At 70.7% G+C, this 26,709-nt stretch carries 16 protein-coding genes; all 16 read left to right on the forward strand.

The genetic code is table 11. The features are described 5' to 3' along the window. Nucleotides 1-59: 59 nt before the first annotated feature. The 16 genes from ACWPN5_RS26635 to ACWPN5_RS26710 all read left to right on the forward strand — a co-directional run bounded on the left by ACWPN5_RS26635 (nucleotide 60) and on the right by ACWPN5_RS26710 (nucleotide 26,707). Entirely contained in the window at nucleotides 60-1,259 is a 1,200-nt protein-coding gene (locus tag ACWPN5_RS26635; RefSeq protein WP_492298359.1) for a lipid II:glycine glycyltransferase FemX, read from the forward strand. Nucleotides 1,260-1,324: 65 nt separating this feature from the next. Further along, a complete protein-coding gene (locus ACWPN5_RS26640) occupies nucleotides 1,325-2,365 on the forward strand; it encodes an SIS domain-containing protein (RefSeq protein WP_492298360.1) in 1,041 nt (346 codons plus the stop codon). Between the two features lie 209 nt (nucleotides 2,366-2,574). Continuing rightward, a complete protein-coding gene (locus tag ACWPN5_RS26645) occupies nucleotides 2,575-2,880 on the forward strand; it encodes a hypothetical protein (protein ID WP_492298362.1) in 306 nt (101 codons plus the stop codon). Nucleotides 2,881-2,883: 3 nt separating this feature from the next. Continuing rightward, the gene (locus ACWPN5_RS26650; RefSeq protein ID WP_145681848.1) at nucleotides 2,884-3,201 is read left to right on the forward strand and encodes a hypothetical protein; all 318 of its coding nucleotides are present in this window, start codon (nucleotides 2,884-2,886) and stop codon (nucleotides 3,199-3,201) included. A 42-nt stretch (nucleotides 3,202-3,243) separates the two neighbouring features. Then, a complete protein-coding gene (locus ACWPN5_RS26655) occupies nucleotides 3,244-4,884 on the forward strand; it encodes a PepSY-associated TM helix domain-containing protein (protein ID WP_492298363.1) in 1,641 nt (546 codons plus the stop codon). A 235-nt stretch (nucleotides 4,885-5,119) separates the two neighbouring features. After that, nucleotides 5,120-7,060, forward strand: coding sequence for a TonB-dependent receptor domain-containing protein (locus ACWPN5_RS26660; protein WP_247888198.1), 1,941 nt, complete (start codon nucleotides 5,120-5,122; stop codon nucleotides 7,058-7,060). A 107-nt stretch (nucleotides 7,061-7,167) separates the two neighbouring features. Further along, nucleotides 7,168-8,418 (forward strand): enterobactin transporter EntS, encoded by a 1,251-nt coding sequence (gene entS, locus ACWPN5_RS26665; RefSeq protein WP_492298365.1) that lies wholly within the window; start codon nucleotides 7,168-7,170, stop codon nucleotides 8,416-8,418. Then, nucleotides 8,415-9,500, forward strand: a complete 1,086-nt coding sequence (locus ACWPN5_RS26670) for an efflux RND transporter periplasmic adaptor subunit (protein WP_492298367.1) — start codon at nucleotides 8,415-8,417, stop codon at nucleotides 9,498-9,500. The genes entS and ACWPN5_RS26670 overlap by 4 nt, the downstream gene beginning before the upstream one ends. A 160-nt stretch (nucleotides 9,501-9,660) precedes the next feature. Beyond that, on the forward strand, nucleotides 9,661-12,810 hold the full coding sequence (locus ACWPN5_RS26675) for an efflux RND transporter permease subunit (RefSeq protein WP_492298368.1): 3,150 nt from the start codon (nucleotides 9,661-9,663) through the stop codon (nucleotides 12,808-12,810). A gap of 235 nt (nucleotides 12,811-13,045) precedes the next feature. Continuing rightward, nucleotides 13,046-14,251, forward strand: a complete 1,206-nt coding sequence (locus ACWPN5_RS26680) for an isochorismate synthase (RefSeq protein ID WP_492298370.1) — start codon at nucleotides 13,046-13,048, stop codon at nucleotides 14,249-14,251. After that, nucleotides 14,248-15,885 (forward strand): (2,3-dihydroxybenzoyl)adenylate synthase, encoded by a 1,638-nt coding sequence (locus ACWPN5_RS26685; RefSeq protein ID WP_492298371.1) that lies wholly within the window; start codon nucleotides 14,248-14,250, stop codon nucleotides 15,883-15,885. The genes ACWPN5_RS26680 and ACWPN5_RS26685 overlap by 4 nt, the downstream gene beginning before the upstream one ends. After that, a complete protein-coding gene (locus ACWPN5_RS26690) occupies nucleotides 15,882-16,757 on the forward strand; it encodes an isochorismatase family protein (RefSeq protein ID WP_492298372.1) in 876 nt (291 codons plus the stop codon). The genes ACWPN5_RS26685 and ACWPN5_RS26690 overlap by 4 nt, the downstream gene beginning before the upstream one ends. Further along, nucleotides 16,754-17,509 carry a 2,3-dihydro-2,3-dihydroxybenzoate dehydrogenase gene (dhbA, locus tag ACWPN5_RS26695; protein WP_492298374.1) on the forward strand — a complete coding sequence of 252 codons (756 nt, stop codon included), beginning with the start codon at nucleotides 16,754-16,756 and terminating at the stop codon, nucleotides 17,507-17,509. Before ACWPN5_RS26690 ends, dhbA begins: the two co-directional genes overlap by 4 nt. A 23-nt stretch (nucleotides 17,510-17,532) precedes the next feature. Then, a complete protein-coding gene (locus ACWPN5_RS26700) occupies nucleotides 17,533-17,754 on the forward strand; it encodes an MbtH family protein (protein WP_492298376.1) in 222 nt (73 codons plus the stop codon). A gap of 155 nt (nucleotides 17,755-17,909) precedes the next feature. Then, nucleotides 17,910-25,100, forward strand: coding sequence for an amino acid adenylation domain-containing protein (locus ACWPN5_RS26705; RefSeq protein ID WP_492298377.1), 7,191 nt, complete (start codon nucleotides 17,910-17,912; stop codon nucleotides 25,098-25,100). Next, complete coding sequence (locus tag ACWPN5_RS26710; protein WP_492298379.1) at nucleotides 25,100-26,707, forward strand: alpha/beta hydrolase-fold protein; 1,608 nt, start codon at nucleotides 25,100-25,102, stop codon at nucleotides 26,705-26,707. The genes ACWPN5_RS26705 and ACWPN5_RS26710 overlap by 1 nt, the downstream gene beginning before the upstream one ends. Nucleotides 26,708-26,709 lie beyond the last annotated feature (2 nt).

Here is a 26,709-nt window from a genome sequence, read left to right on the forward strand (position 1 = left end):
AACCGTTACCAAACGCTTCCACAAAAACGATCGCCGTGAATTCCAGGGGAGAATCCTGAATGTACACCGACGCGCTTGGTGGCGATGTCCTGTGCCCCGCGTCCTCCATCGAGATCGACCGGGTCGATCGAAGCGGCTGGTACGCCATCCTCGATTCCTTCGACGACGCCAACATCTTCCAAACCTGGGATTATGGCCGCATCGCCCACGCCGGGCGGGAGCTGAGCCACCTCGTCGTGCGGCGCGACGGACGCCCGGTGGCCGCGGTGCAGGTCCTGCTGCGCCGCGTGCCGGGCATCGGCGGCCTGGCGCTGGTCATGTGGGGGCCGATGTGGCACCCGCGCGGCCAGGAGCCGGACCACGCCGCCCTGATGACCGCCCTGCACGCGCTGAAGGCGGAATACACGGACCGGCGGGGCCTGCTGCTGCGCCTTCTGCCCCATGTCTCGCAGGCGGACGGCGCGGCGGTGACGGAGGCCCTGGCCGCGCTGGGGATGCGGTTCCGGGAGGAGAAGGCCCCCTACCGCACCTTCATCACCGACCTGAACGCCGACGAGGCGGGCCTGCGCTCCAACCTGTCCCACCACTGGCGGCGCGGCCTGAACAAGGCCGAGCGGATGGGCATCGAGGTCGTCGAGGGTTCCCACGCCGAACTGCTCGAGACCATCGACGACATCTTCGTCGAGACGCAGCGCCGCAAGGGCTTCAAGGCCTATGACAGCCGCACCTTCACCCGCATCAACGAGGCGCTGCCGCCGCGGCGCAAGATGCGCGCCTTCCTCGCCATGCATGAGGGGCGGCCGGTGGCCGGGGTCGTCGTGTCGCTGTTCGGCACCACCGGCCAGATGCAGAACTCCGCCACGCTGGAGGCCGGGTTGCGGGTCAACGCCGCCTATCTGCTGCAATGGCGGGCGCTGCTGTGGATCAAGGCGAACGGCGGGCTGCGCTACGACCTGCACGGGGTGAACGCCCAGACCAACCCCGGCGTCTACCAGTTCAAGCGCGGCCTCGCCGGCAAGCATCCGGTCGAGACGCTTCACATCGGAACCTTCGAGACGCCTGGCCCTCTGCCCAGCCGCTTGCTGGTCCAGGGCGGCGAGTCGATGCGCGCCCACGCCGACCGCTGGAAGACCCAGGCCGGCGCGATGGTCAGCCGGCTGCGCAACTGGAAGCCAACCCAGGCCGAGCCCACCCCGGCGGAGGAGATGGATCCCGCCGACGCCGCCGTGCTGGCGAAGGCTCCGACCGGCCCCGCCTGACGTCAACCCACCGTGAGGTTGGCCGCTGGGGCATGTTATGATCGGCCTGGAACGGAGGCCGACCCATGACCAGCGCTCCCCTGATGATGCAGGAGGCCGCAACCGCCCCCACGGCGGTGCGGCGTCTGCTCGACTCCGATGCCGCGGCGGTGGCGGCTCTGGCCGACCGGCTGCGGGCCGTGCCGCCGCCATTCGCGATGACCATCGCGCGGGGCAGCAGCGACCACGCCGCCGGTTACGCCCGCTACCTGTTCGAGACGGCGCTGGGGCTGGTCACCGCCTCGGCGGCGCCCTCGGTGGTCACGGCCTATGGGGCAGTGCTGCGGGTGAAGGACGCCTTCGTCCTGGCCATCTCCCAATCGGGCCAGAGCCCCGACCTGCTGCGCGTCGCGGACGCGGCGCGTGCGGGCGGCGCCCTGACGGCGGCGCTGGTCAACGCCGGGGACTCGCCGCTCGCGGAGCGCGTCGCTCATCCCCTGCCCCTTCACGCCGGGCCGGAATTGAGCGTCGCCGCGACCAAGAGCTTCGTCGCCAGCCTCGCCGCCATCGCCCGGCTGACCGCCGTCTGGACGGAGGATCGGACGCTTCTCGACGCACTTCCCCAACTGCCCTCTTGGCTGGAGCGGGCTGGTGACGCGGACTGGTCGCCGGCGCTGCCGGTGCTGGAGGTGGCATCGAGCCTGCTGATCGTCGCGCGGGGGCGCAGCTATCCCATCGCGCAGGAAATGGCGCTGAAATTCAAGGAGACCGCCGCCGCCCACGCCGAGCCCTTCAGCGCGGCGGAGGTGATGCACGGCCCGATGGCGCTGGTCGAGCCGGGTTTCCCCGTGCTGGTGGTCGCGGTGCGGGACGAGACGCTGGACGGCGTGCTGGACACCGCCCGCGCGCTGAAGCGGGCCGGCGCCCATCTGCTGGTCGCCTCCGCCGATGAGCGGGCGCTCGCCCTGGCCGACACGCCCTTGGCCCTGCCGCCGCCGCTGCACCCCGTGCTGGACCCCATCGCGGCGATCCAGGCCTTCTACCCCTTCATGGCCCGGCTGGCGCTGGCGCGCGGCTTCGACCCCGACCGCCCCCGCCATCTGCGCAAGGTCACCCGGACAGTTTAGGAACGGCCGCGAATCCGCGGTGGTCTTTTCGGCGCCGCCTGCTGCGCGCCATCGCTCCATCACCCCACACCGCTGCCGGATTGTGAGCCGTCTCCCAAACGAGACGGCATTCTCGTGGCGCGACCAAATGATGCAATTAGGAATCACTTGCAACTTCAATTTCAGATTGGCAAAAACTGATTTCATCAACCAAATCGGATTGGCGCCCCATGATTGGAAACGCATCGATAGCGGAAACCGTCCTGCACGCGCTGGCTTTGGCTGCGACCGTGGTCGGAATCGTCGGGTTCTACCTTTCGGCGCCGCGCCAGCAATGGCTGAGCCATCCGCTGGCCGGCCGGCGCAGCCGCATGATTGGAGCGCTCGCTCTGCTGGAAGGGTGGCTGCTGTGGTCGGTGGTGATGCATCCGGTGACCGCGCTGTTCACCAGCCTCACCGTCGCGATGCTGCTCCTCACCATCCTGCCCTTCGCCGCGGCCGCCCGCGGAGCCGTGCTCGCGCGCCGGGAGGGCTGAGCGATGACCGACACCTCCTCCACCCGCAACCCGCAGGCCCCGATCCGCGCTGACTGGTGGAGCAAGAGTGTGGCCGGCGTGGTCCTGGGATTCGCGCTCGCCATAGCCTTGTCGGGGTTGTTCGCCTGGATCGGCCCCGGCGGGCCGGCGGCGGTGAACAAGCTGCAATTCGTCATGTGGCTCGTCGTTCCGATCTGGCTGGGGGTGGTCAGCCTCTGCTTCCTGTTCCGCAGCGGGCGTCAGGCCTGGCTGTGGCTGGGCGGCGCCACCGTCCTGGCCCACACGGCGCTGCTCGCCGCGCGCAGTCCGCTGCTGAACTGACTCTCCGCCCCCTCTCCCGCCCTCACAGCCGCGAGCCGAGCCATGGCCATCCGCACCGACGTCGTGCGCCTCTACCGACAGGTCCACACCTGGACCGGCATCCTGACCGGGCTGATCCTGTTCGTCTGCTTCTATGCCGGCGCCCTCACCATGTTCAAGGAACCGCTGGAACGCTGGATCACACCGCCGGCGGCGGTGACGCCGGCAACGCTCGACCGGGCGGAGGATCTGGTCGCCGCCACGCGCGCCCTGCGGCCGGAGGTGCGGGACTTCACCCTGGCGGTGGAACCGGCGCTGGCCGGGGAGACGCCGCTGCGCCTGACCTGGACGGAGGAACGCTTCGATCCCGCCCCCTGGGCCGCCACCCTGGCGCCGGACGGCAGCGTGACGGTGGAGCAGCTCAACCCGTCCGGCATCGGGCTTCTGGTGGATTTCCTGCACCGCACCGCGGGCGTTCCCGGCGATCTCGACATCGGCACGACGGTGACCGGCATCGCCAGCGCGCTCTACGTCGTGGCCCTGGTGTCGGGCGTCATCATCCTGCTGCCGTCGCTGGTCAAGGATTTCCTGATCCTGCGCGTCACCCGGAACGTGAAGCGGATGTGGCTGGACGCCCACAACCTGCTGGGGTTGATCAGCCTGCCCTTCCACCTCGTCATCGCCCTGTCGGCGGTGGTGTTCGGGCTGCACGACCACATCTACGACACGCTGGACCGCGTGGTCTATGGCGGGCAGATGCGCGCCGTGGCGGCGGCCAGCAGCCCCTTCCGCACCGTGTCGAAGGACATGGGCCCGGCGGGCATGCTGCCGCCGAAGGAGTTCCTGACGCGCGTCCACAGTCTCGCCCCCGGTTTCCGGCCGGTCAGCCTGGAGTATCACGACGCCGGCACGGGGGCCGCCACCGTGCGCGTCTGGGGCCATGATCCGCGCTACCTCGTGCGACGGGAGGGCTTCGTGCTGATGGGGGCGGTGGACGGCCGGATCATCGACACCGAATACATGCCGGGGCACCAGAACGGCTGGTCGGCCACCGTCTCCGCCTTCTTCGCGCTGCATTTCGGCAGCTTCGGCGGCGGCATCGTGCGCTGGGCCTACTTCCTGCTCGGGCTGGCCGGGGCGGCGCTGTTCTACACCGGCAACCTGCTGTGGATCGAATCGCGGCGGCGGACGGAGCGTCAGGCGAAAGGCCGGCCGGCCGGCGACCCGGTCGAGCAAAGCCGCGCCACCCGTCTGCTGGCCGCCGGGACGGTCGGAGTCTGCCTGGGCTGCGTGGCCGGCCTGTCGCTGACCATCGCCGCCGGAAAATGGCTGAGCGGGCTGGTGGACGACCTGCACGCCTGGCATTGGGGCATCTACCACACAGCCTTCCTGGGCGCCTGCGCCTGGGCCTTCCTGCGCGGGGCGTCCCGCGCGGGGGCGGAACTTCTGTGGGCCAGCGCCGCGGCCACCGCGGCCATCCCGGCGACCTCGCTGCTCGGGCTCGTCCTGCCAGGGCTTTGGCTGTCGGATGGGCTGATCGGTGTCGATCTGGTGGCGCTGGCGGGTGCGCTGGTCTTCGCCGCGATGGCCCGCAGCGCGAAGCGGCGTGCCCTGACCGGCCCACGGGACAGCGTCTGGGCCGCCCCGGTTGAGCACCAAGGCTCTGCGATGGGCATCCAGCCGTTGGCCCACCCGGCGGAGTGATCCCCCGCCGACGGTCTGCCCGCTGGGGTGGGAGGCGCCCCGCCCGAAAAACAACCCCGTCGAGTCATAGTCCTTGCAGCGAGAAGGGATATGCACTAACAATCGAAAGGCGTAATTGAGAATGACTATCATTATCAATTACTGATTTGCCTAATCAGGGGATATGAGCATGACCATTCGCACATCGGGGGCGTGTGCAGAGGAAGGAGCGGCGGCGGGCCGTTCCGTGACGTCGATGAAATCCGCAACCATGGTGGGTGCGGCTCTGGCGGCCGCGCTGGCGGGGGGAACGCCGGCGCTGGCCCAGCAGGCCGCCACGGAGGGGACGACCGCCGGGGTCCAGACTTTGGGGCCGGTGACGGTCACCGCGACCGGCACGCCGCAAAGCACGCTGACCGCCCCCGCCTTCACCACCGTCATCACCTCGGAGGATTTGAAGAAGGAGGGCGTCGCCTCCTCCGGCCTGCCGGAGATCCTGAGCCGCTCGGTGGGCGTGAACGACCGCACCGACGCCACCGGCCGTGACGAGGTGGTGATCCGCGGCATGGGCGCCAACTATTCGCTGGTGCTGGTGAACGGGCGCCGGGTGTCCACCTCCGACGCGCTGTGGCGCGGCGGCGACTTCGATTACCACTCGATCCCGATGTCGGCCATCGAGCGGGTGGAGGTCGTGCGCGGCCCGTTGTCGTCGCTCTACGGATCGGACGCCATCGGCGGCGTGGTCAACATCATCACCAAGAAGCCGACCGACAAGTGGTCGGGCGAGATCAACGGCGACTACCGCGTCGTCGAGCCGGGCCGCGGCGGCACCCAGTACCGCACCGGCCTCTACGCCGCCGGCCCGATCGTGGACAAGGTCTCGGCCTCGGTCTCCGCCGAATACTTCAACCGGCAGGCCTGGTACGACGATTCCCGCTATAACGGCGTCGTTCCGGTCCTGGAAAAGAAGAACCTGGCGAACCTGCTGACCACGCTGGCCTTCGACGTCACCGAGAACCAGACGCTGGAGGCCAACTACGGCCTGAACCGCGACAACCGGCCCCGCGGCTATTACGACCGCTGGCTCTCCTCCCAGAAGCAGGAGATCGTCCGCAACACCTTCGGCGCCGCCCACCGCGGCAACTGGGGCTGGGGCGACACGCTGGTGGAGGCCAACTACGAAGACGGCCGCATCGACGACTTCAACTCGTCCTTCAACGCGCCGCAGCAGCGGCACCTGAAGGAGAAGAACCTGTTCCTGCACGGCCGCTCCAACTTCCGGCTCGGCTTCAACCGGCTGACCGCGGGCGCGGAATACCGCAAGCAGACGGTGGAGGACCCCAACACCTTCCTGCAGTCCGGCAAGTCGGAGATCGGGCAGAAGGCGGTCTACCTCCAGGACCAGATCGGGCTGATCGACGGGCTGACCCTGACGGTCGGCACCCGCTACGACCACCACGAGATCTTCGGCGGCGAGTTCACCAGCCGCGCCAACGTCGTCTACGCGCTGACCGACGCGCTGTCGCTGAAGGCCGGCGTCAGCCAGGGCTACAAGGCGCCGGACGCCTACCAGCTCAGCCGCGAATACCGGATCGTGAGCTGCGGCGGCCGCTGCTTCCTGTCGGGCAACCCGGACCTCGAGCCGGAGACCAGCACCAACTACGAGATCGGCCTGGAAACCCGCTATGACCGCTGGGACGGCAGCGTCGTGCTGTTCCACAACAAGGTCAAGGACATGATCCAGGCGGTCTACAACGCCGGGCCGCCGCCCTCCCGCAATTGGAGCAACATCAACAACGTCGACATCTCGGGCGTCGAGGTGACCGGCTCCGTCAGCCTGACTCCGAAGCTGCTGCTGTCGGGCAACTACACCTACCTCTACACCGAGCAGAGCAACGGTGCGGAGTTGGACTACCGTCCGCGCCACAAGATCAACGCCTCCCTGACGTGGCAGGCGCTGGACAATTTCAGCACGTCGGTGTCGACCAGCTACACCGGCCCGCAGTTGCAGGGCACCAGCAAGATGCCCGGCTATACCCTGCTGAACTGGGGCGTCAGCGCCGACGTCACCGAGGCGCTGACCGTCGGGGCCGGCGTCAAGAACATCACCGACGTCATCCTCAGCGAGAAGAACGTCAACTTCACGTCGGTGGAGGTGGGGCGCAACTACTACGTCTCCGCCAACTACCGCTTCTGATCCGCCGCCGCCCGTCCCCGGCTAAGCGCCGGGGGCGGGCGCGCCCGCCTTCTGAAAGCCGCCTTCGGTCCCGTTGCCGCGGGGGCCGGGGCCGGAAAGGCCCGCCGATGATCCTGTCGAACCTTTTCGTCGATGTCAGCCTTCTGAAGACCAACCCCGATTTCCGCCGCGTGCTGATCGCCCGGACGATTTCGCTGATGGCGCTCGGCCTGCTGGCGGTGGCGGTGCCTCTCCAGGTCTACGCCCTCACCGGGTCGAGCCTTCAGGTCGGGATCGCCGCCGCCTGCGACGGCACGGGCATGTTCCTGGGGCTGCTGCTGGGCGGCGTGCTGGCCGACCGGATGGACCGCCGCCGGCTGATCCTGGTCGCCCGCAGCGTCTGCGGCCTGGGCTTCCTCGGGCTGGCGGCCAACGCGGCGCTGCCCTCCCCGTCCCTTCCGGCGATCTACGCCCTGTCCTTCTGGGACGGCTTCTTCGGAGCGATCGGTGTCAACGCCCTGCTGGCGGCGATGCCCCATCTCGTCGGGCGCGCCAATCTGGTGCAGGCCCGCGCGCTGGGCATGCTGTCGATGCGCGTCGCCACCATCCTGTCGCCGGCGCTGGGCGGCCTGCTGATCGCCGGGCTGGGCGTCGGCTGGGTCTATTTCCTCACCGCGCTGGGCACCGGGCTGACCGTTCTGACGCTGCTCGGCCTGCCCCGGATGATGCCGCAGGGCGAGGTCGGGGAGAATCCGCTGCGCGCCATGGCACAGGCCTTCGCCTTCCTCGCCGGCCACAAGGTGATTTTGAGCGTGGTCGCTCTCGGTTGCCTGACCACGGTCGCCACCTCCATCCGCATCCTCTTCCCCGCTCTGGTCGAGGAGGTGTTCGGCGGAGGCGCCTTCGAGACTGGGTTGATGTACAGCGCCGTTCCCATCGGGGCGACGCTGGGCGCCGCGCTCAGCGGCTGGGCCGCGCGGCTGGAGCGGCCGGGTCTGGTGATGGGCGGCGCCTGCATGGGCGCCTTCGCCTGCGTCGCCGTGATCGGGGCGATGGGAAGCCTTTATGTGTCGCTGCCCGTGCTGGTGCTGTTCGGCTACGCGACCTCCATCGCCTCGCTCCTGGAATACAGCATGGTCCAGGGCCACACGCCCGACCACCTGCTGGGCCGCGTCAACAGCCTGTGGACCGCGCAGGACATGTTCGGCGACAGCGCCGGCACCATCGGCATGGGCCTGCTGGCGACGCTGCTGAGCCCAGCCGTCGGAATCCTGGCGCTCGGCCTGGGCGCCTTGGTGCTCGCCGCCGCCGTGACCGCAACCGCCACAACGATGCGCGGAGCGCCGATGAGCGATCCCGCCCTGGAAGGAACCGGATGATGACGCGCGCCATGCCGATCCTGCTGACCGCCGCCCTGCTCGCCGCGGCGCTTCCCGCCGCCGCCCAGACGCGGGTGAAGGTGACGGCGGTGGTCGCCGCCCCCGTCCGTCAGACGCTGCACCTGCCCGGCACGCTGGTGTCGCCGCGGAGCAGCGCCCTGTCCGCCCAGGTGGAGGGCCGGGTGGAGGCCCTGCTGGTCGAGGCCGGCGACCGGGTGGAGGCCGGGCAACCCCTGCTGCAGCTGGACGACACCGTCGCCCGGCTGGAGCTGGAGCGGCTGGAGCATTCCCTGGCCGAGGCCGAGCACCTGCAGCGCGACGCCCTGCGGCTGGCCCGCGAGGCCGAGGCGCTGGCCGGCGTGCAGAGCGTCTCGCAGTCCCGCTACCGCACGCAGCTCGCCCAGGCCGCCATCGAAGAGGCCAAGGTCCGCCAGCTCCGCGCCGCCGTCGCCATCCAGCGGGAGCAGGTGGCGCGTCACGGGCTGACCGCGCCCTTCGCCGGGGTGGTCACCGAACGGCGCACCGAACGCGGGCAATGGGTGGGGTCCGGCGGCTCGGTGCTTCAGCTCGCCGCCACCGACCCGTTGCGCGTCGTCGTCGATGTGCCGGAGCGCCAGCACGGGCGCATCGCCGCCGGCACGCCGGTCACCGTTCTGGTCGCCGACGCGCCGGACGGAGCCGGCATCGCCGCGACGGTCGAGCGGGTGGTGCCCGCCGCCGATCCGGTCAGCCGCAGCTTCCGCGTTCATATCGCGCTTCCCAACCCCGAGGGGCGGCTGATGCCCGGCATGTCGGCGCGCGTCGGCGTTGCGCTCGGCCCGGCGCCGGGAACGGCGGAGATCGCGCTCCAGGTTCCGGCGGACGCGGTGCAGCGTCATCCCGACGGCAGCGCCCGCGTCTGGGTGGTGCAGCGTGGTGGCGACGGGGCGGTGGCCCGCCCGGTGGCGGTGCGCACGGGCCGCCATTCCGGCGACCATGTGGAGGTTCTCAGCCCCGAGCTTCGCCCCGACGATCTGGTGGTCGTCCAGGGCAACGAGGGCCTGCGCCCCGAGCAGCCGGTGGTCCCGGACATGGTGGGGTGAGGAGTTCAGCCCTCTCCCCTCCGGGGAGAGGGTGCCCGCGAAGCGGGCGGTGAGGGGGTTGCGCTCGGCGGAACGTCCGGCACAAGCGCATCCCCCTCACCCTAACCCTCTCCCCAGAGGGGAGAGGGAAAAAAACGCAAGTTTCCTATCCGGAGTCGCGATGACCCGCCTGATCCTGCGCAACCCGCTGGCCGCCCTGGTGTCGGTCCTGATCCTGTGCCTGCTGGGCGCGGTGTCGGTCTTCCGCATTCCGGTGCAGATGATCCCCGACATCAGCCCGCGCCGGATCATGGTGGAGACCAACTGGCCCGGCGCCACCCCGCAGGACGTCGAGCAGGAAATCCTGATCGAGCAGGAAAAGTACCTGCGCGCCATCCCCGGCCTCGTCCGCCTGTCCTCCAGCGCCGAGTTCGGCGGCGGCCAGGTGGAGCTGGAGTTCCCCTCCGGCACCTCCGTCGACGAGGCGCTGATCCACATCGACAACGCGCTGTCGCAGGTCACCGACTATCCGGAGACGGTGGACCGCCCGCGCATCGTCGCCGAATCCGCAACGGCGGAACCCTTCCTGTTCTTCGGCGTCGAACGGCTGGACGGCGCCACCGACGCGGAATCCATCCAGCGCGAGACCAATTGGATCGAGAACGTCTTGCGCCCGCGGCTGGAGCGTGTGGCCGGCGTGGCCAAGGCCGAGGTGATCGGCGGGGCCGCGCAGGAGATCCACATCCTGCTCGACCCGCTGAAGCTGTCCGCCCGCAACCTGAATGTGGGGACGGTGCGCGACGCCGTACGGGCGCGCAACCGCGACGTCTCCGGCGGCGACCGCGACTTCGGCAAGCGCCGCTACTTCCTGCGCACCATCGGGCGCTTTTCCGATCTGGAGGATCTGGCCGACCTGATCGTCGCGCGCGAGAACGGCACGGCCATCCACCTGCGCGACGTCGGCTCGGTGACCATGGCGACCCAGGAGGCGCGCAGCGTCGCCTTCGCCGACGGGCGCCCCACCCTGCTCGTCACCATCGGCAAGCGGGCCGGCGCCAACGTCATCGCCGTCAAGGAAGCGGTGACCGAAGCGGTGGAGGAGTTGAACCGCCACGCCCTGAAGGAGCGCGGTCTGTCCATGCGGCTGTTGTCGGAGGACGTGCGCTACATGGAACGGTCCATCGACAACGTGCTGAGCAACCTGATCGCCGGCAGTGTCCTGGCCGCGGTGGTGCTTCTGCTGTTCCTGCGCTCCATCCCGGCGACCGCGGCGGCGGCGGCGAGCATGCCGGTCTGCACGCTGGCGACCCTGCTGGTCCTGGCCGCCGCGGGGCGCAGCATCAACGTGATCTCGCTGTCCGGCGTCGCCTTCGCCATCGGCATGACGCTGGACAACAGCGTGGTCGCGCTGGACGCCATCGCCCGCCATCTGCGCATGGGCAAGTCGAAGGCCGCCGCGACCGAGGACGGCATCGCCGAGGTGTGGCCGGCGATCCTGTCCTCCACCCTGACCACCGTCCTGGTCTTCCTGCCGGTGCTGTTCATCACGGCGGAGGCCGGGCAGCTCTATTCCGACATCGCCATCGCCATCACCGGCGCCGTCGTCATGTCGATGTTCGCCGCCCTGGTCCTGGTCCCCGTCGTCGCCGGGCGCTGGTCGGTGGCGTCCCCGGCGGCAAAGGCGCCAAAGGAAAGCGCGTTGGGTGTGGCGGTGCGCTGGATGCTGCGCAGCGCCCGGCGGGAGCTGGCGATCCTCGCCGCCTCCGCCGCGGCCATGATCGCCGTCATGCTCACCATGGTGCCGCCCGCCGAATATCTGCCGGAGGGCGAGGAGGCCACCGTCTTCAGCTTCATGTCCGCCCCGCCCGGCTACAGCATGGACTCGATGCAGGAGGTCTGGCGGCAGATCGACCCGCTGCTGAGCCGTCAGGTGGGCGCTTCGGACACCGACGCCGAGACCGGCATCCCGCCGCTGCGCGTCAATCTGAGCTTCATCCGGCCCGGCTTCATCCGCTTCGTGACGGAGCCGATGAACCCCGCCGACACCGACACGCTGATCGCCAACGTCACCAAGCGGATGCGGGCGATTCCCGGCATGCGCGGCTTCGCCGCGCGCGGGTCGATCTTCTCCGGCAACAGCGGCGGCGCCCGCGCCATCCGGCTGGAGCTGAGCGGCGGCGACCTGACCACGCTCTACGCCACGGCGCTGACGGTGCTCGACCGCGCGGGCGACCTGTTCCCCGACGGGCAGGTCAACAGCGATCCCTCCCCACCCACGCTCGCCATGTCTCAGCCCTTCCTGGAACTGCACCCGAACTGGGAGCGCGCCGCCGAGATGGGCATCGGGCTGGCCGAGCTGGGCTACACGCTGCGCGCCTATTCGGACGGCGCCTTCGCCGACGAGTATCTGCTGAACGACGAGACGCTGGACATGTATCTGAGGGTGGCCGGGGGCCTGGGCCGCGACCGCCAGAGCTTCGCCGATCTGGTGCTCCACACCGGCCGCGGCGCCCCGGTGCCGCTGTCCAGCCTCGCCGAGCTTAGGGAAACCGTGGGCGCCTCCAGCATCGCGCGGATCGACGGGTTCCGGACGGTCACCCTGACCATCATCCCGCCGCGGTCGGTGGCGCTGGAATCCGGCATCGCCGCGGTGCGGACCGATCTGGTGGACCGGCTGCGCGCCGAGGGCGTGATTCCCGACGGGATGAGCACCCGCATCACCGGGGCCGGCGGATCGCTGGACGAGTTGCGCTCCGCCCTGACCGGCGGGTTCCTGCTGGCGCTCGCCATCACCTATCTGGTTCTGGTCGCCGTCTTCTCGCACTGGGGCTATCCGCTGATCATCATGGCGGTGGTGCCCACGGGGATCGGCGGCGGGCTGGTCGGGTTGTGGCTCTACAACCTCGTCGCCGGCCAGTCCGGAGGCTTCGGCCCACCGCAGCCCTTCGACGTTCTGACCATGATGGGCTTCCTCGTGCTGGTCGGGACGGTGGTGAACAACCCCATCCTGATCGTCGAACAGGCCGCCGTGAACCGAAGGACGCACGGCATGTCCGGGGCGGAGGCCATCGCCGACGCCTTGCAGAGCCGGTTGCGCCCCATCCTGATCACCACGGTGACGACCATCGCCGGCCTGATCCCGATGGTGGCGGTGTCCAGCGCCGGGACGGAGCTGTACCGCGGGCTGGGGCTGGTCGTGCTGTGCGGCCTGCTAATCTCCAGTCTGGTGACGGTGACGGTCCTGCCCGTCGTGCTGTCCCTGGTCTTCCGCCTGTCCGACCGCTTGGGCGCCAGAACGCACGACCGGAGGGTGGCGGAAGCGGGCGATTAATTCCAAGAGCGAAAAATCCCGCGTCGGTTGCAGAAAGCGCTTGCGTGGGATCGGACATACCCCTATATTGCGAATGAGAATCATTCGCATTTCTATGTATGCGGACGCCGCTCACGGCCCCGGCAGAACGCCGGTGGTGATTCCCGCGCCTACACGGACCGTCAACGGCGCGCTTTCATCCGACCATGTCAACGTCGTCCGCGCTGGCGGATGGACAGTGGAGGCTCGTGTTTCCATGGACGTTCTACCCCTGCCCGCCGGGGAGCGGCCGCTCGGCGGCCGTTCCGATCCGGATTTCGCCTTCGCCTCGCGCGGCCGCGTCCTGAAAGCCTACGGCGTGGATGAGCGGCTGGACGTGGCCCTCGACGACCGCAGCTTCGCCGATGGCCGGTGGGAGGAGGCGCTGGACCGCGCCTTCCGCCGCCGCAAGGCCCAGGGTGTCGAGAATCCCATCCTGGTCGGCGCCGTCCCCTTCGACGGACGCCAGCACGCCCGCCTGTTCATCCCCGAACATTGCGATTACGAGGACGCCGGCCGCATGGCCGCCGACCCCGACCCCGTCGCGCTGACCGCCATCGAGGAAACGGTGGGGCGCAACGCCTTCGAGGCGGCGGTGGCCCAGGCCATCGACCTGTTCCGCGACACCGCGTTGAAGAAGGTCGTCCTGTCGCGCCCGCTCGACGTGGAAGCGCGCGAGCCCTTCGCGCCGGGCCGCCTGCTGCGCGCCCTGCTGCGGCAGAATCCCGGAGCCTACGTCTTCGCGGCCCCGGTCGCCTACGGACAGACACTGGTGGGGGCAAGCCCGGAGCTGCTGATCCGCAGGACCGGACGGACCGTGGTCAGCAATCCCCTGGCCGGGTCCGCCCAGCGCAGCCCGTCCGCCGCGGTGGAGCGCCAGCGCACCGCCGCCCTGCTCGCGTCCACGAAGGACCGGACGGAACACCGCTACGTCGTCGAGGCGGTGCGCGCGGCGCTCGCCGGCCATTGCAGCCTCTTGTCCGTGCCGGACGCGCCCAGCGTGATCCGCACCCCAACCATGCTGCATCTGTCCACCGAACTGACCGGTGAACTGGTCGATCCCGCGGTGTCGTCATTGCGGCTCGCCCACGCGCTGCACCCCACGCCGGCGATCTGCGGCACGCCGACCGGCCTCGCCCGCGACGCCATCGACCGGCTGGAGGGCTACGCCCGCAACTGGTACGGCGGCATGGTCGGCTGGATGGACAGCCGGGGCAACGGCGAATGGGCGCTGTCCATCCGCTGCGGGCTGGTCCAGGGCCGGCATCTGCGCCTCTATGCCGGGGCCGGCGTCGTCGCGGAGTCCGACCCGACGGCGGAATGGGAGGAGACGGCAGCCAAGCTGACCACCATGCTGAACCTGTTCGGCGTCGCGTCCGCCCAACCCTCCAACACCGACCTCCCGGTGGAGCTGGCCTCGTGACCATTCCCTTCACGCCCTGGCCCGCCGCGTTCGCGGAGCGCTACCGCGCCAAGGGCTACTGGACCGGCGACCCGCTGACCGACGTGATCGACCGCCACCGGGGTGCGGCGGCGGAGGCCACCGCGATCCTCTGCGGCGAACGCCGGTTCCGCTACGCCGACCTGCAACGCCTGTCGCTCCGTCTGGCGACGGCCTTCCGCGCCCGCGGCCTGCGGCCCGGCGACACGGCGTTGGTGCGGCTGCCCAACCGCGCGGAGTTCTATCTGGTCTTCTTCGCCCTGCTGCGCTGCGGGGTGATCCCGGTCAATGCGCTGAACAGCCACGGCGTCTATGAGCTGACCGCCTACGCGCGCCAGATCGAACCGGCGCTGGCCGTCCTGCCAGCGGCGGACCAGGCTTTGGTCACCCTGATGACGCAGACCGTCGGGGCGGAGCGGCTGCTCCTGCTCGGCGCTCCGGCGGACGACGGGATCGGCGGCTTCGCCTGGGCCGACGGCGATGCGCTGGCGGAGGAGGAGGCCGGGCCGGACCCGTCCGCCGACTTGGCCGCCGACCCGTCCGGCGTGGCCTTCTTCCAGCTGTCCGGCGGAAGCACCGGCACGCCGAAGCTGATCCCGCGCACCCACGACGACTATCTCTACAGCGTCCGCCGCAGCGTCGAAATCTGCGGGCTGGACGGGTCCTGCCGCTTCCTCTGCGCCCTGCCGGCGCCGCACAACTTCACGCTCAGCTCGCCCGGCGCGCTCGGCGTGCTCCACGCCGGCGGCACGGTGGTGATGGCCGGCGATCCCAGCCCCGCCACCTGCTTCCCGCTGATCGCCCGCCACCGTGTCACCTGGGCGGCGCTGGTCCCGCCGATGCTGTCGGTCTGGCTGGAGGCCGCCGCCAGCGGCGAGGACCTGTCCAGCCTGGAGGTCGTCCAGGTGGGCGGCGCCAAGCTCAGCCCCGCCGTCGCCGAGCGGGTGCCGGAGCGGCTGGGCTGCCGTCTCCAGCAGGTCTTCGGCATGGCGGAAGGGCTGGTGAACTACACGCGGCTCGACGACGATCCCTGGACGGTGGTCAACACCCAGGGCCGCCCGATGAGCCCCGACGACGAGATCCGCATCCTCGACGCCGCCGGCCACCCGGTCCCGCCCGGCGCGGTGGGGGAGCTGTGGACCCGCGGCCCCTACACCTTTCGCGGCTATTACAAGGCCGACGCGCACAACGCCCGCGTCTTCGACGCCGAGGGCTTTTACTGCAGCGGCGATCTGGTCAGCCTGGCCCCGGGCGGCAACCTCGTCGTCTGCGGGCGCAACAAGGACCAGATCAACCGCGGCGGCGAGAAGATCGACGCTCAGGAGGTCGAAGACCTGCTGGCCGCCCACCCCGCGGTGAGCCACGCCGCCGTCGTCGCCATGCCCGACGCGCTGATGGGCGAGCGGTCCTGCGCCTTCGTGATCGCCCCGCCCGGCACCAAGCCGTCGGAGCTGCGCCGCTTCCTGCGTGGCCAGGGGCTGGCCGACTTCAAGCTGCCCGACCGCTTCGTCTTCGTCCCGGACCTGCCCAAGACCGCCGTCGGCAAGGTCGACAAGCAGACCCTGCGCGAGCGGGCGCGCCAAGACAACGCTCTCATGGAAACGACCGCATCATGACCATCCGATCCATCGCCCCCTACGCCCTGCCCACCGCGGCGGAGCTGCCGCAGGACAAGCTGTCCTGGAGCGTCGACCCCGCCCGCGCGGTCCTGCTGATCCACGACATGCAGGACTATTTCGTCGGCTTCTACGGTGCGGCAAACCCGGCCATCGTCGGTTGCATCGACCGGATCGTCCGGCTGAAGCGCCATCTGAAGGCGCTGGGCGTGCCGGTCGTCTACACGGCCCAGCCGCCGGTGCAGACCGACGCCGACCGCGGCCTGCTGAACGACCTGTGGGGGCCGGGCCTGACGGCCAAGCCGGACCTCGCCGGCATCGTCGCCCCGCTGGCTCCGGACGCCGACGACCGGGTGCTGACCAAATGGCGCTACAGCGCCTTCTTCCGCGCCCCGCTGGCCGAGATGATGGCGGAGGCCGGGCGCGACCAGCTCCTGATCGGCGGGATCTACGCGCACATCGGCGTGATGCAGACGGCGCTGGACGCCTTCATGCGCGGCATCAAGCCCTTCCTGGTCGCCGACGCCATCGCCGACTTTTCGCGCGAGGACCACATGATGGCGCTGCGCTACGTCGCGCGCAACGCCGGGCGGACGATCCATTCCGACAGCCTGCTGGCCGCCCCCGCGGCGGTGCTGAGCAAGGAGGGGCTGCGGCGCATCCTGCTGGCCTCGCTCGACGAGGTCCCTGGGGACGACGACAACCTGATGGATTTCGGTCTGGACTCCATCGCGGTGATGCAGGTGGTGGACCGCTGGAAGGCTGCGGGCGTCGAGGTCGGCTTCGCCGAACTGGCAGCACAGCCGAGCATCAACGGCTGGTGGGCGCTGATCGAGCCCCGGCTGGCCGCGTCCGGGCGCGTGGCGGCATGAGGGACTTTGCGGGCCGGACCGTCTGGGTGACCGGCGCCGGGCAAGGGATCGGGAGGGCCGTGGCCGACCTGTTCCACGCCCGCGGCGCCATCGTCGTCGCCTTCGACCGACATTGGCACGACGGCGGGGAGCGGCCCTACCGCGCTGTGTCTCTGGACATCGCCGACGCCGACGCGGTCGCCGGAACCTGCCGGTCCTTGTTCGCCGAGGGCACGCGGATCGACGCGCTGGCCAACGTCGCCGGTATCCTGCGCATGGGACCGGTGGAGGCGATGACCGACGCCGACTGGCACGACAGCTTCGCCGTCAACGTGGCCGGCCCCTTCCACATGATGCGGGCGGTGATCCCGGCCTTCAAAAGCGGCGGGAGCGGCGGCGCCATCGTCAGCGTGTCGTCCAACGCCGCCCATGTGCCGCGGATCGGCATGGCCGCCTATGGCGCGTCGAAGGCCGCGCTGACCAGCCTGACCATGACGGCGGGGCTGGAGCTGGCGCCCTACGGCGTGCGCTGCAACGTCGTTTCCCCCGGCTCCACCGACACGCCCATGCAGCGCGCGCTGTGGAGCGGGCCGGACGGCGCGGCGAAGACCATCCAGGGCAATCCCGGCCAGCACAAGCTCGGCATTCCGCTCGGCAAGCTCGCCACGCCGCGGGACGTGGCGGAGACGGTGGTTTTCCTCGCCTCCCCCGCCGCTGGCCACATCACCCTGGCCGACCTGCTGGTGGACGGCGGGGCGACGCTCGGGCGCTGATCCTTTCATTTCCAGGATTCATCATGACCAACGACCAGTACGTGAATCCCTTCGACAACGAACGTCACGATTTTCTGGCGCTGGCGAACGACGCCGGCCAGTTCAGCCTGTGGCCGTGCTTCGCCGCGGTGCCGGAGGGCTGGACCGCCGTCTTCGGCCCCGCCGGGCGCGCCGCCTGCCTCGACCATATCGAGGCCGCCTGGGCCAGCCTTACACCCACCAGCCTCACCCCCACCGCCGCCTGAGCTTCATAGCCCTCTCCCCTCTGGGGAGAGGGTAGCCCGGAGGGCCGGTGAGGGGGTTGCGCTTGTGCCGAACGTCTCGACGCGCGCAACCCCCTCACCCTAACCCTCTCCCCAGGGGGAGAGGGAATTCAACGTTTCATATCAAGGACAGGGCCATGCGCATCATTCCCCTGCTGGGCACGCAACTGGGCATCTGGCTGGCGGATCAGGTCGCGGCCCGGAAGAACGCCTATGTCATCGCCCATGCCATCGAGCTGAACGGCGCCATCGACGCCGCGCGCCTGTCGGATGCCATCCGCGATGGGCTGGCAGAGGCCGACACGGTGACCGCGCGCTTCGCCGAGCGGGACGGCCGCGTCGTCCAGATTCTGGGCGGCGATGCGGTGGCCGAGCCGGAGCGTCTGGACCTGACCACCGCAGCCGACCCAGAGGCTGCGGCGCGCGCCGTCATGGCCGACGATCTGGCCGGCGACCTGCCCGCCGACGGCGAGCGCCCGCTGTGCCGCCAGATCCTGTTCGACGTCACCGGGGCGGACGGGGCGCCCCGCTGGATCTGGTACCAGCGCTATCACCACATCATGCTGGACGGTTACAGCTTCAACGCGCTGACTCGCCGCATCGCGGATTTGTACGGCGCATCCAGGCAGGGGCGGGCGCCGGCCCCTTGCCCCTTCGTCTCCGTCGCCGCGGTGGCGGAGGAGGAAGCGGCGTATCTCGAATCCGACGCGCTGCCTCGCGACCGCGCCTATTGGAGCGGGCTGTGCCAGGATTTTCCGGCGCCGCTGACCCTCTCGGTCCGGGGCACCAAGCCGGCCGAACAGCAGGCCACGTCGGAGGTGGTGGCCCACACCGCCGCCCTGCCCGACCCGCTGGCCCGCGCGCTTGGCACGCTGGCGGAGACGTGCGGCGTGTCGGTCGCCGATCTGGCGATGGCCGGCATCGCCGTCTATCTGCACCGGCTGTCCGGCGATCCCCGCCCAGTGGTGGGCGTGCCCTTCATGCGGCGCATGGGCTCCGCCGCCGTCCATTCCGTGGCTCCGGTGGTCAACGTGCTGCCGGTGCGCATCGACCTGACCGGAGCCGGCATGCTGGGCGAAGCCGCCGGACGGGTGCGGGCCGCGCTGCGGGAGGCGCGCCGGCACCAGCGCTACGACGCGGAGCGCATCCCCCGCGATCTGGGTCAGGTCGGGTCGGGAAAGGCGCTCTACGGCCCGGTGGTCAATTACCGCCTGTTTGATTACGACCTCGACTTCGCCGGTGTGGAGGCAGTCACCCACCATCTGGCGACCGGCCCGGTGGACGATTTCGAGTTCGGCCTGATGACCCGCGGCGGCGGCATCGCGCTGGAACTGCGCGCCGACCGCACGCGCTACACGGTGGGCGAACTGGCCCGCCACGCCCGGCGCCTGGTCCGGTTGCTCGACGCCGCGGCGGCCGGCGCTCCGCTGGACGGCCTGTCGGTGATGGACGCCGACGAGGAAGCGGCCATCGCCGCTTGGTCCAGTGGTCCCGTCTTCGCCGCGCCGGAGCGCCCGGCGACCCTGGTGGAGGTCCTGGACCGCCAGTCCGCCGAGACGCCGGAGGCCACGGCGCTGGTGTTCGGCGACACCCGCATCACCTTCGCGGAGCTGTCGGGGGCGGTGTCGCGGCTGGCCCGGTTGCTGATCGCGCGCGGCGTCGGCCCCGGCGACGTGGTGGCGGTGGCGGTGCCGCGCTCCGCCGACGCGGTGGTTGCCATGCTGGCGGTTCTGGCGAGCGGCGCCACCCATCTGCCGCTGGACCTCGACTATCCCAGCGAACGGCTGGCGATGATGTGCGAGGACGCCGGGCCACGCTGCGCGCTGACCTGGGCCTCGGTTGCCGGGCGGCTGCCCGCCGGGCTTGAGGCGCTCTGCCTGGGCGACGCCGACCTTCTGGCCGCCTGCGCCGCCCTGCCCGGCGGCCCCGTCGCGGCGGCGGAGCGCAAGGCGCCCCTGACGCCCGGCCACGTCGCGACCATCATTTTCACCTCCGGCTCCACCGGGCGCCCGAAGGGGGTGATGAACACCCACGGCGCGCTTCTCAACCTGCTGGTGTCGCACACGGCGATGGTCTACGGTCCGGCGCTGGACGCCGTCCGGCGCCGCCACGGCGCGCGGGCCTTGAGGGCCGCGCACACCCATTCCTTCGCCTTCGATTCGTCCTGGCTGCAAATCTTCTGGATGCTGCTGGGGCAGGAGCTTCACGTCTTCGACGAGGAGATGCGGCGCGACGCCCACGCGTTGGTGCAGGAGGTGCGGGGCCGGCGCATCGACGCCATGGACCTGCCGCCCTCGTTCTGCGCGCAGATGCTCGCCTGCGGCCTGATGGAGCCGGGGCACCACCAGCCGACGCTGATCCTGATCGGCGGCGAGGCGGCCTCCCCCGCCCTGTGGACGGACCTTCGCGGCCATGCCGATCTGATGGCGGTAAACCTCTACGGCCCGACCGAGAACACGGTGGACACGCTGCGCGCGTCCGTCACGGTGGCGGAGCGACCGGTGGTCGGGCGCCCGGTCGGCAATGTGCGGGTCCATGTGCTGGACACCCGGCTGCGCCCGGTGCCGGTGGGCACGGTGGGGGAGCTCTACATCGGCGGCGCCGGTCTGGCCGCGGGCTATGTGGGCCGTCCGGGGCTGACCGCCCAGCGCTTCGTCGCCGATCCCTTCGGATCGGGCGGACGTCTTTACCGGACCGGCGATCTGGTGCGCTGGACCGACGACGGGCAGATCGACTTCATCGGGCGCGCCGACCACCAGATCAAGGTCCGCGGCTACCGGATCGAGATCCCGGAGGTGGAGGCCGCCCTGCACCGCCTGCCCGGGGTGTCGGGAGCGCTGGTGGCAGCGGAGGCGGTGAACGGAAGCCACCGGCTGATCGCCTACTGCACCCTCGCCGAGGGGGCGGATCGGACGTCCCGTGACCTGCTGCATGGATTGCGCGAGCGGCTGCCCGACTACATGGTGCCCTCGGCGCTGGTGGTGCTGGACGCCTTCCCGCTGACCGTCAACGGCAAGGTGGACCGCGCCCGTCTGCCAGCCCCGGCGGCGGAGACCGGTGGCGCGGTTCCCGCCACCCCGGCCGAGGCGCTGCTCTGCCGCGCCATGGCGACGGTTCTGCAGTTACCGTCGGTGGGCGCGGATGCCGATTTCTTCGCGCTGGGCGGCGACAGCATCAGCGCCATCGCGCTGGGCAGCGCGCTGCGCGCCCATGGGTTCGAGCTGCGTCCCCGCGACGTCTTCGCCGGGCGCGACCCGCGGCGCATGGCGCTCGCTCTGAAGGCGCTGGTTCCGGAACGCCGGACCGCCACGGCGCCGCCCGCCGTCGATCCGACGGCGCTGGAGGCCCGTCACGGCCCGGTCGCGGCGGCGGTGCCGCTGCTGCCCCTGCAGAAGGGCATGCTGTTCCAGAGCCAGCTTGGCGGAAAGGCCAGCGCCTACAACGCCTTCACCGCGCTCAACCTCGACGGGCCGCTGGACGCGGAGCGGCTGGAACGGGCCTTCGACGCGGTGCTGCGCCGTCACCCACAGATTGCCGGGCTGTTCGACCATGACGCCAGCGGCGAACCGCTGCTGGTCGTCCCCGCCCTGCCGGACGGCGGTGCCGGGCTGTGGCCCTTCGAGCAGCACGACCTGTCGGACGAAGGGCCGGAGGTCCGCGCCGCGGAACTGGCCCGCATCGAGGCCGCGGCGGCGGAGCGCGCGAACCCGACCGACCGCTTCCTGGGTCTGGTGAAGGCCATCCTCGTCCGCACCGCGCCCGACCGTCATCGGCTGCTGATCGCCGTGCATCATCTGGTGGTCGACGGTTGGTCCACGCCGCTGCTGCTGCGCGACCTGCTGACCGCTTACGCACAGGGTCCCGACACGCTGATGCCCCTGGCCGTCGGCTATCCGGCGGTCGTTCACGGCCTTCTGAGCCGTAACCTGTCCGCGAGCCAGGACGCCTGGGGCGTGGCATTGGCCGGGGCCACCCCGACCGTTTTGTTCGACCCGCCCCGGTCCGGTGGCGACGCGCCGATGGAGGAATCGGAACTGGCCCTGCCGGCGGAGCTGACCGACGCCCTCTTCTCCCGGCTGCGGGCGGAGGGGCTGACCCTGAACGCGCTGATGCAGGCGGTGTGGGGATTGGTTCTCGGCAATCTGGCGGGCCGTGACGATGCGCTGTTCGGCACGCCGGTCTCCGGACGCTCCGCCGCCGTTCCCGGCCTGGAGGAGCAGGTCGGCCTGTTCCTGAACACGGTGCCGGTGCGGGTGGCGCTGGACCCGGCGCGGCCGCTGTGGGAACAGCTTCCGGCCATCCAGGAGCGCCACATCGCCCTGATGGAGCATGACGGGTTGGGCCTGTCGGAACTTCAGGCGATGGCGGGCGGCGCCGCGCTGTTCGACACGCTGCTGGTCGTGGAGAACTACCCGGACAGCGGATGCGAATCCCTCGACCTCGGCGGCGTCCGCGTCTCCGCCGTCCACAACCGCGGTTACAGCCACTACCCGATCGCCCTGCTGGTCCTGCCGGGCCGGGAACTGACCCTGCTGGTGGAGAACCGCAGCGCAGTGCCCGACGCGACGGCACTGGCGGAGCGGGTCCGCGGCTTGCTGGCCACGCTGGCCCGCCATCCCGAGACGCCAGTCGCCGCCTTGCCGACCCTGACGGAGGGGGAGCGGCGGCACCTCACCGCGGTGAACGCCACCACGCGGCCGGTGCCCCGGACCACGCTGCGCGACCTCCTCATTGCGCAGGCGGCGCGCACGCCGGACGCCCTCGCCCTGGTCGACGAACGGGAGAGCCTGACCTTCCGCGCCGTTCGGCGGCGGGTGACCGCTCTGGCCGGACGGCTGCGCGCCCTGGGGGTGCGTCCCGGCGACGTGGTGGCGGTGGGCGTGCCGCGCTCCGCGTCCCTCAGCCTGTCGATCCTCGCGGTCATCGAGGCGGGAGCGGCCTATCTGCCGCTCGACCTCGGCTATCCGGCGGAGCGGCTTGCCTTCATGCTGTCCGACGCCCGCCCGCGGGTGCTGATGACCGACGCGGCCTCGCGCCCGCTGTTCGGCGACGCGGTGCCAGTGCTGTCCGTCGATGAGGACGGCGGGGCGGTGGACGAGACGCCTGTTCCCGCGGACGGGCTGACGCCGGAGCACCCGGCCCCTGAACACCCGGCCTATGTCATCTACACCAGCGGCACCACCGGACGGCCCAAGGGCGTGGCGGTGTCGCACGGCGCCATCGTCAACCGCATCCTGTGGATGCAGGACGAGTATCCTCTCGGGCCGGACGACGCGATCCTGCAGAAGACGCCCTGCGGCTTCGACGTGTCGGTGTGGGAGTTCTTCTGGTCCTTCCTGGTCGGGGCAAGGCTGGTCATGGCGCCACCCGAGGCCCACCGCGACCCGGCGGCGCTGGTCCGGCTGATCGAGGATCACCGCGTCACCACGATCCATTTCGTGCCGTCGATGCTCGCCCTCTTCACCGCCAGCGTGATCGAAAGCCACGGCCCCGAAACGCCCGTCTGCACCAGCCTGACCCGCGTCTTCTGCAGCGGGGAGGCGCTGGGGCGGGGTCTGTCGCGCGCCTTCACCAGCCGCTTCAGCGCGGAATTGCACAACCTCTACGGCCCGACCGAGGCGGCGGTGGACGTCACCCATTGCCCAGCCTCCGGCGCCTGGATCGAGGGGGACGGCGGCGTCCCCATCGGCCGGCCGGTGTGGAACACGCAGCTCCGCATCCTCGACCACGCCCTGCGCCCGGTGCCGCCGGGCGCGGTGGGGGAGCTGTATCTGTGCGGCGACCAACTCGCCATCGGCTATCTGGGGCGGCCCGGCCTGACCGCGTCGCGCTTCGTCGCCGATCCCTTCGATCACGGGCGGCGCATGTACCGCACGGGCGACCTCGCCCGCTGGCTGCCGGACGGCGCGGTCGAGTATCTGGGCCGCACCGACCATCAGGTGAAGATCCGCGGCCAGCGCATCGAGCTGGGCGAGATCGAAAGCGCGCTGGGCGCCCTGCCCGGCGTGGCCCAGGCGGTGGTGACCGCCGCGGAGCTGGGCGGAGGCGCGTCAGACCCCGGCATGGACCGGCGCCAGCTCGTCGCCTATCTCGTCCCGGCGGCGGACCATGCGCTGGACGAGGCGGCCCTCCGCGCCGCCCTGCGGGACACGCTGCCCTCGCACATGCTGCCCGCCGCCTACGTGACGCTGGCCGCCCTGCCGCTGTCGCCGAACGGCAAGCTTGACCGCAAGGCGCTGCCCCTGCCCGCGGTGGGTGCCCAGGCCGCCGCCGCGGGCCGTCCACCGGCGCCAGGACTGGAAAGCCGTCTGGCCGCCATCTTCGCCGAACTGCTGGAGTTGGAGCGGATCGGCGTGGACGACGATTTCTTCGCCATCGGCGGCCATTCGCTGTTGGCGATGCGGCTGGCGGCGCGCATCCGCAGCGACCTGGGCCAGCCGGTGGCGGTCAGCCAGATCATGGTCGCACCCACCGTCGCCCGGCTGGCCGCCCTGTTGTCCGAAGCGGGCGGGCGGGACGAGCCGGAGAATCTCGGCTTCGCGCCGGTCATCCGCCTGCGCGACGGTTCGGGGCCGCCGCTGGTCTGCCTCTATCCGGGCTCGGGCCTGTCCTGGCAGTACAGCGTGCTGTCGCGCTATCTGGGCGGCGACCGGCCCATCGTCGGCCTGCAATCGCCGCGCCCCAACGGCCCGCTGGCGCTCAGCGCCGACCTCGACGAGCTGTGCGACCGCCAGCTCGCCATCCTGCGCGAGGTGCAGCCACGGGGGCCGTACCATCTGCTGGGCTACTCGCTGGGCGGAACGGTGGCCTATGGACTGGCGGTGCGTCTGCGACGGCTGGGCGAGCGGGTGGACTTCCTCGGCCTGCTCGACACCTACCCGGCGGAAGCCCACGACTGGAGCGGGCTTGGTCTCACCGACGCCGACCAAGCGGCGGAACGCGAGCAGGAACAGTTCCTCAACGACGCCCTGGCCGACGTGATGGACGAGGCTCTGCGGCGGGAAAAGGTGGAAATGTTCAGCCACATCTTCGGCAACTACAAGGACGCTGTGCGGGTCCTGTCCAAGGCCGTCACCCCGACCTACGACGGCGAACTGACGCTGTTCGTGGCGGAAAAGTCCATCCCACCGGAGATCGACCCGGAGGGAAGCTGGGCGGGCCGCGTCGGGCGCCTGTCCGTCCATCGCCTGTCCCATTGCTCGCACGAGGACATCATCGCCCCGGCCTCGCTTCGGATCGTCGGGCCTCTGCTCGACCGGGTGATTGCGGCGGCCACCACCGCCGATGCGGAACCGGTCCGTGCTGCGGTGGGCGTGCGAAGCGCCTGATGCTCATGGAACACATGAAGCGCCTGATGCTGCTGGGGATGGTCATGATGGTTCCGAACGGCTGCGCGGGGATGCCGGACCGCTCCCCGCTCGTTCTGGACGTTCCCGTCTCCGGGACGGAGCGCGACGCCGTGCATTCGCTGGTCCTTGATGACGGCGACTATGTGGAAGGCACGCTTGATTCGGGAACGGACGCCGCGTATCTGCGGCTGATCGACACGGAGGGACGCCCCATCCGATTGCTGCTGAACGGCACGGCGGGGCGGGAGGTCTTCCGTTTCGTCGCCGGGCCCGGCATGGCGGCGCTGCGGGTCACGCTGCGCGGGGCCGGCGGCTATCGGCTGGCGCTGACCCGGCGCATCGCCGTGGCCGACCAGCGCCCTGTCCCCCCGGGGCATCTGAGCCCGACCATCGCCGCCCTGGCGGAAACGGTGACGCGCGGCGGCGGCACCGAGGCCTTCTGGCAGGACATGGCCCGGCGCGGCACGCCGTTGATCGAGCCGGTGACCGACGCTGCGGAATCGGATCGGGTCACGATGACCTTTCTGGCGCGGGGGGCGCGCCGCAATGTGCGCCTGCTCGGCGGCCCGAACTCCCGCCATGAGAATCTTGAACGCCTCGGCGGCAGCGACGTCTGGTTCAAGAGCTACGTCGTCCCCGCCACCACCCGGCTGTCCTACCAGATCGCGCCGGACGTGCCGGACGTTCCCGGCACCTGTCGTGAATGCCGGATGGCGATCCTGTCGCAGCTTCAGGCCGATCCGCTGAACCACCGGCCCTGGCCGGTCGACGCTCCCGACCGCTACAACCAGGTCTCCCTGGTCGAGCTGCCCGGCGCCCCACTCCAGCCCGGCCTGGAAGGCGGCTGGGCCGAACCGGCGGGACGGCTGGTCGGCGAGCGGTTCGCCAGCCGCATCCTGGGCAACACGCGTGATATCGCGCTCTACACGCCGCCCGGCGTTGATCCGAAGGGGAAGGACACGGTCCTGCTGCTGCTGTTCGACGGGCCGGACTATCTCGACCGGCAGGCGCCGGTTCCGACCATGCTCGACCGGCTGACCGGCGATGGCCGCCTGCCGCCGACCGTCGCCGTCTTCATCGCCAACCCAACGTCCGAGGCGCGGGAACGCGAATTGCCGGCCAATCCCGCCTTCGCCGCGATGCTCGCCGACGAGCTTCTTCCTTGGTTGGGGGAGCGGATGGGCATCCGGTTCCGGCCCGACCGCACCGTTCTGGCCGGGTCCAGCTATGGCGGGCTGGCCGCGGTGTCCGCGGCGCTGGCCCACCCGGACCGGTTCGGAAACGCGCTTTCCCTGTCCGGCTCCTTCTGGTGGCATCCGGCCGACGCGCCGCCGGATCGTCCGGAGCATATGGCCGGCCTCGTGGCGTCGCGCGAACGGCGTCCGGTGCGCTTTTTCCTCAGCGCCGGCCTGTTCGAGGGAGGGAGCGATGGTGACATCGGCATCCTCGAAAGCTCCCGCCATCTGCGGGACGTTCTGGAGGCCAAGGGCTACGAGGTCACCTACCGCGACTATGCCGCCGGGCACGACCGGTTCGCTTGGCGCGGCGCGCTGGGCGACGGGCTGATGGCGCTGTTCGGGCACTGATC

Source organism: Azospirillum sp. UENF 211521, from assembly GCF_058780535.1.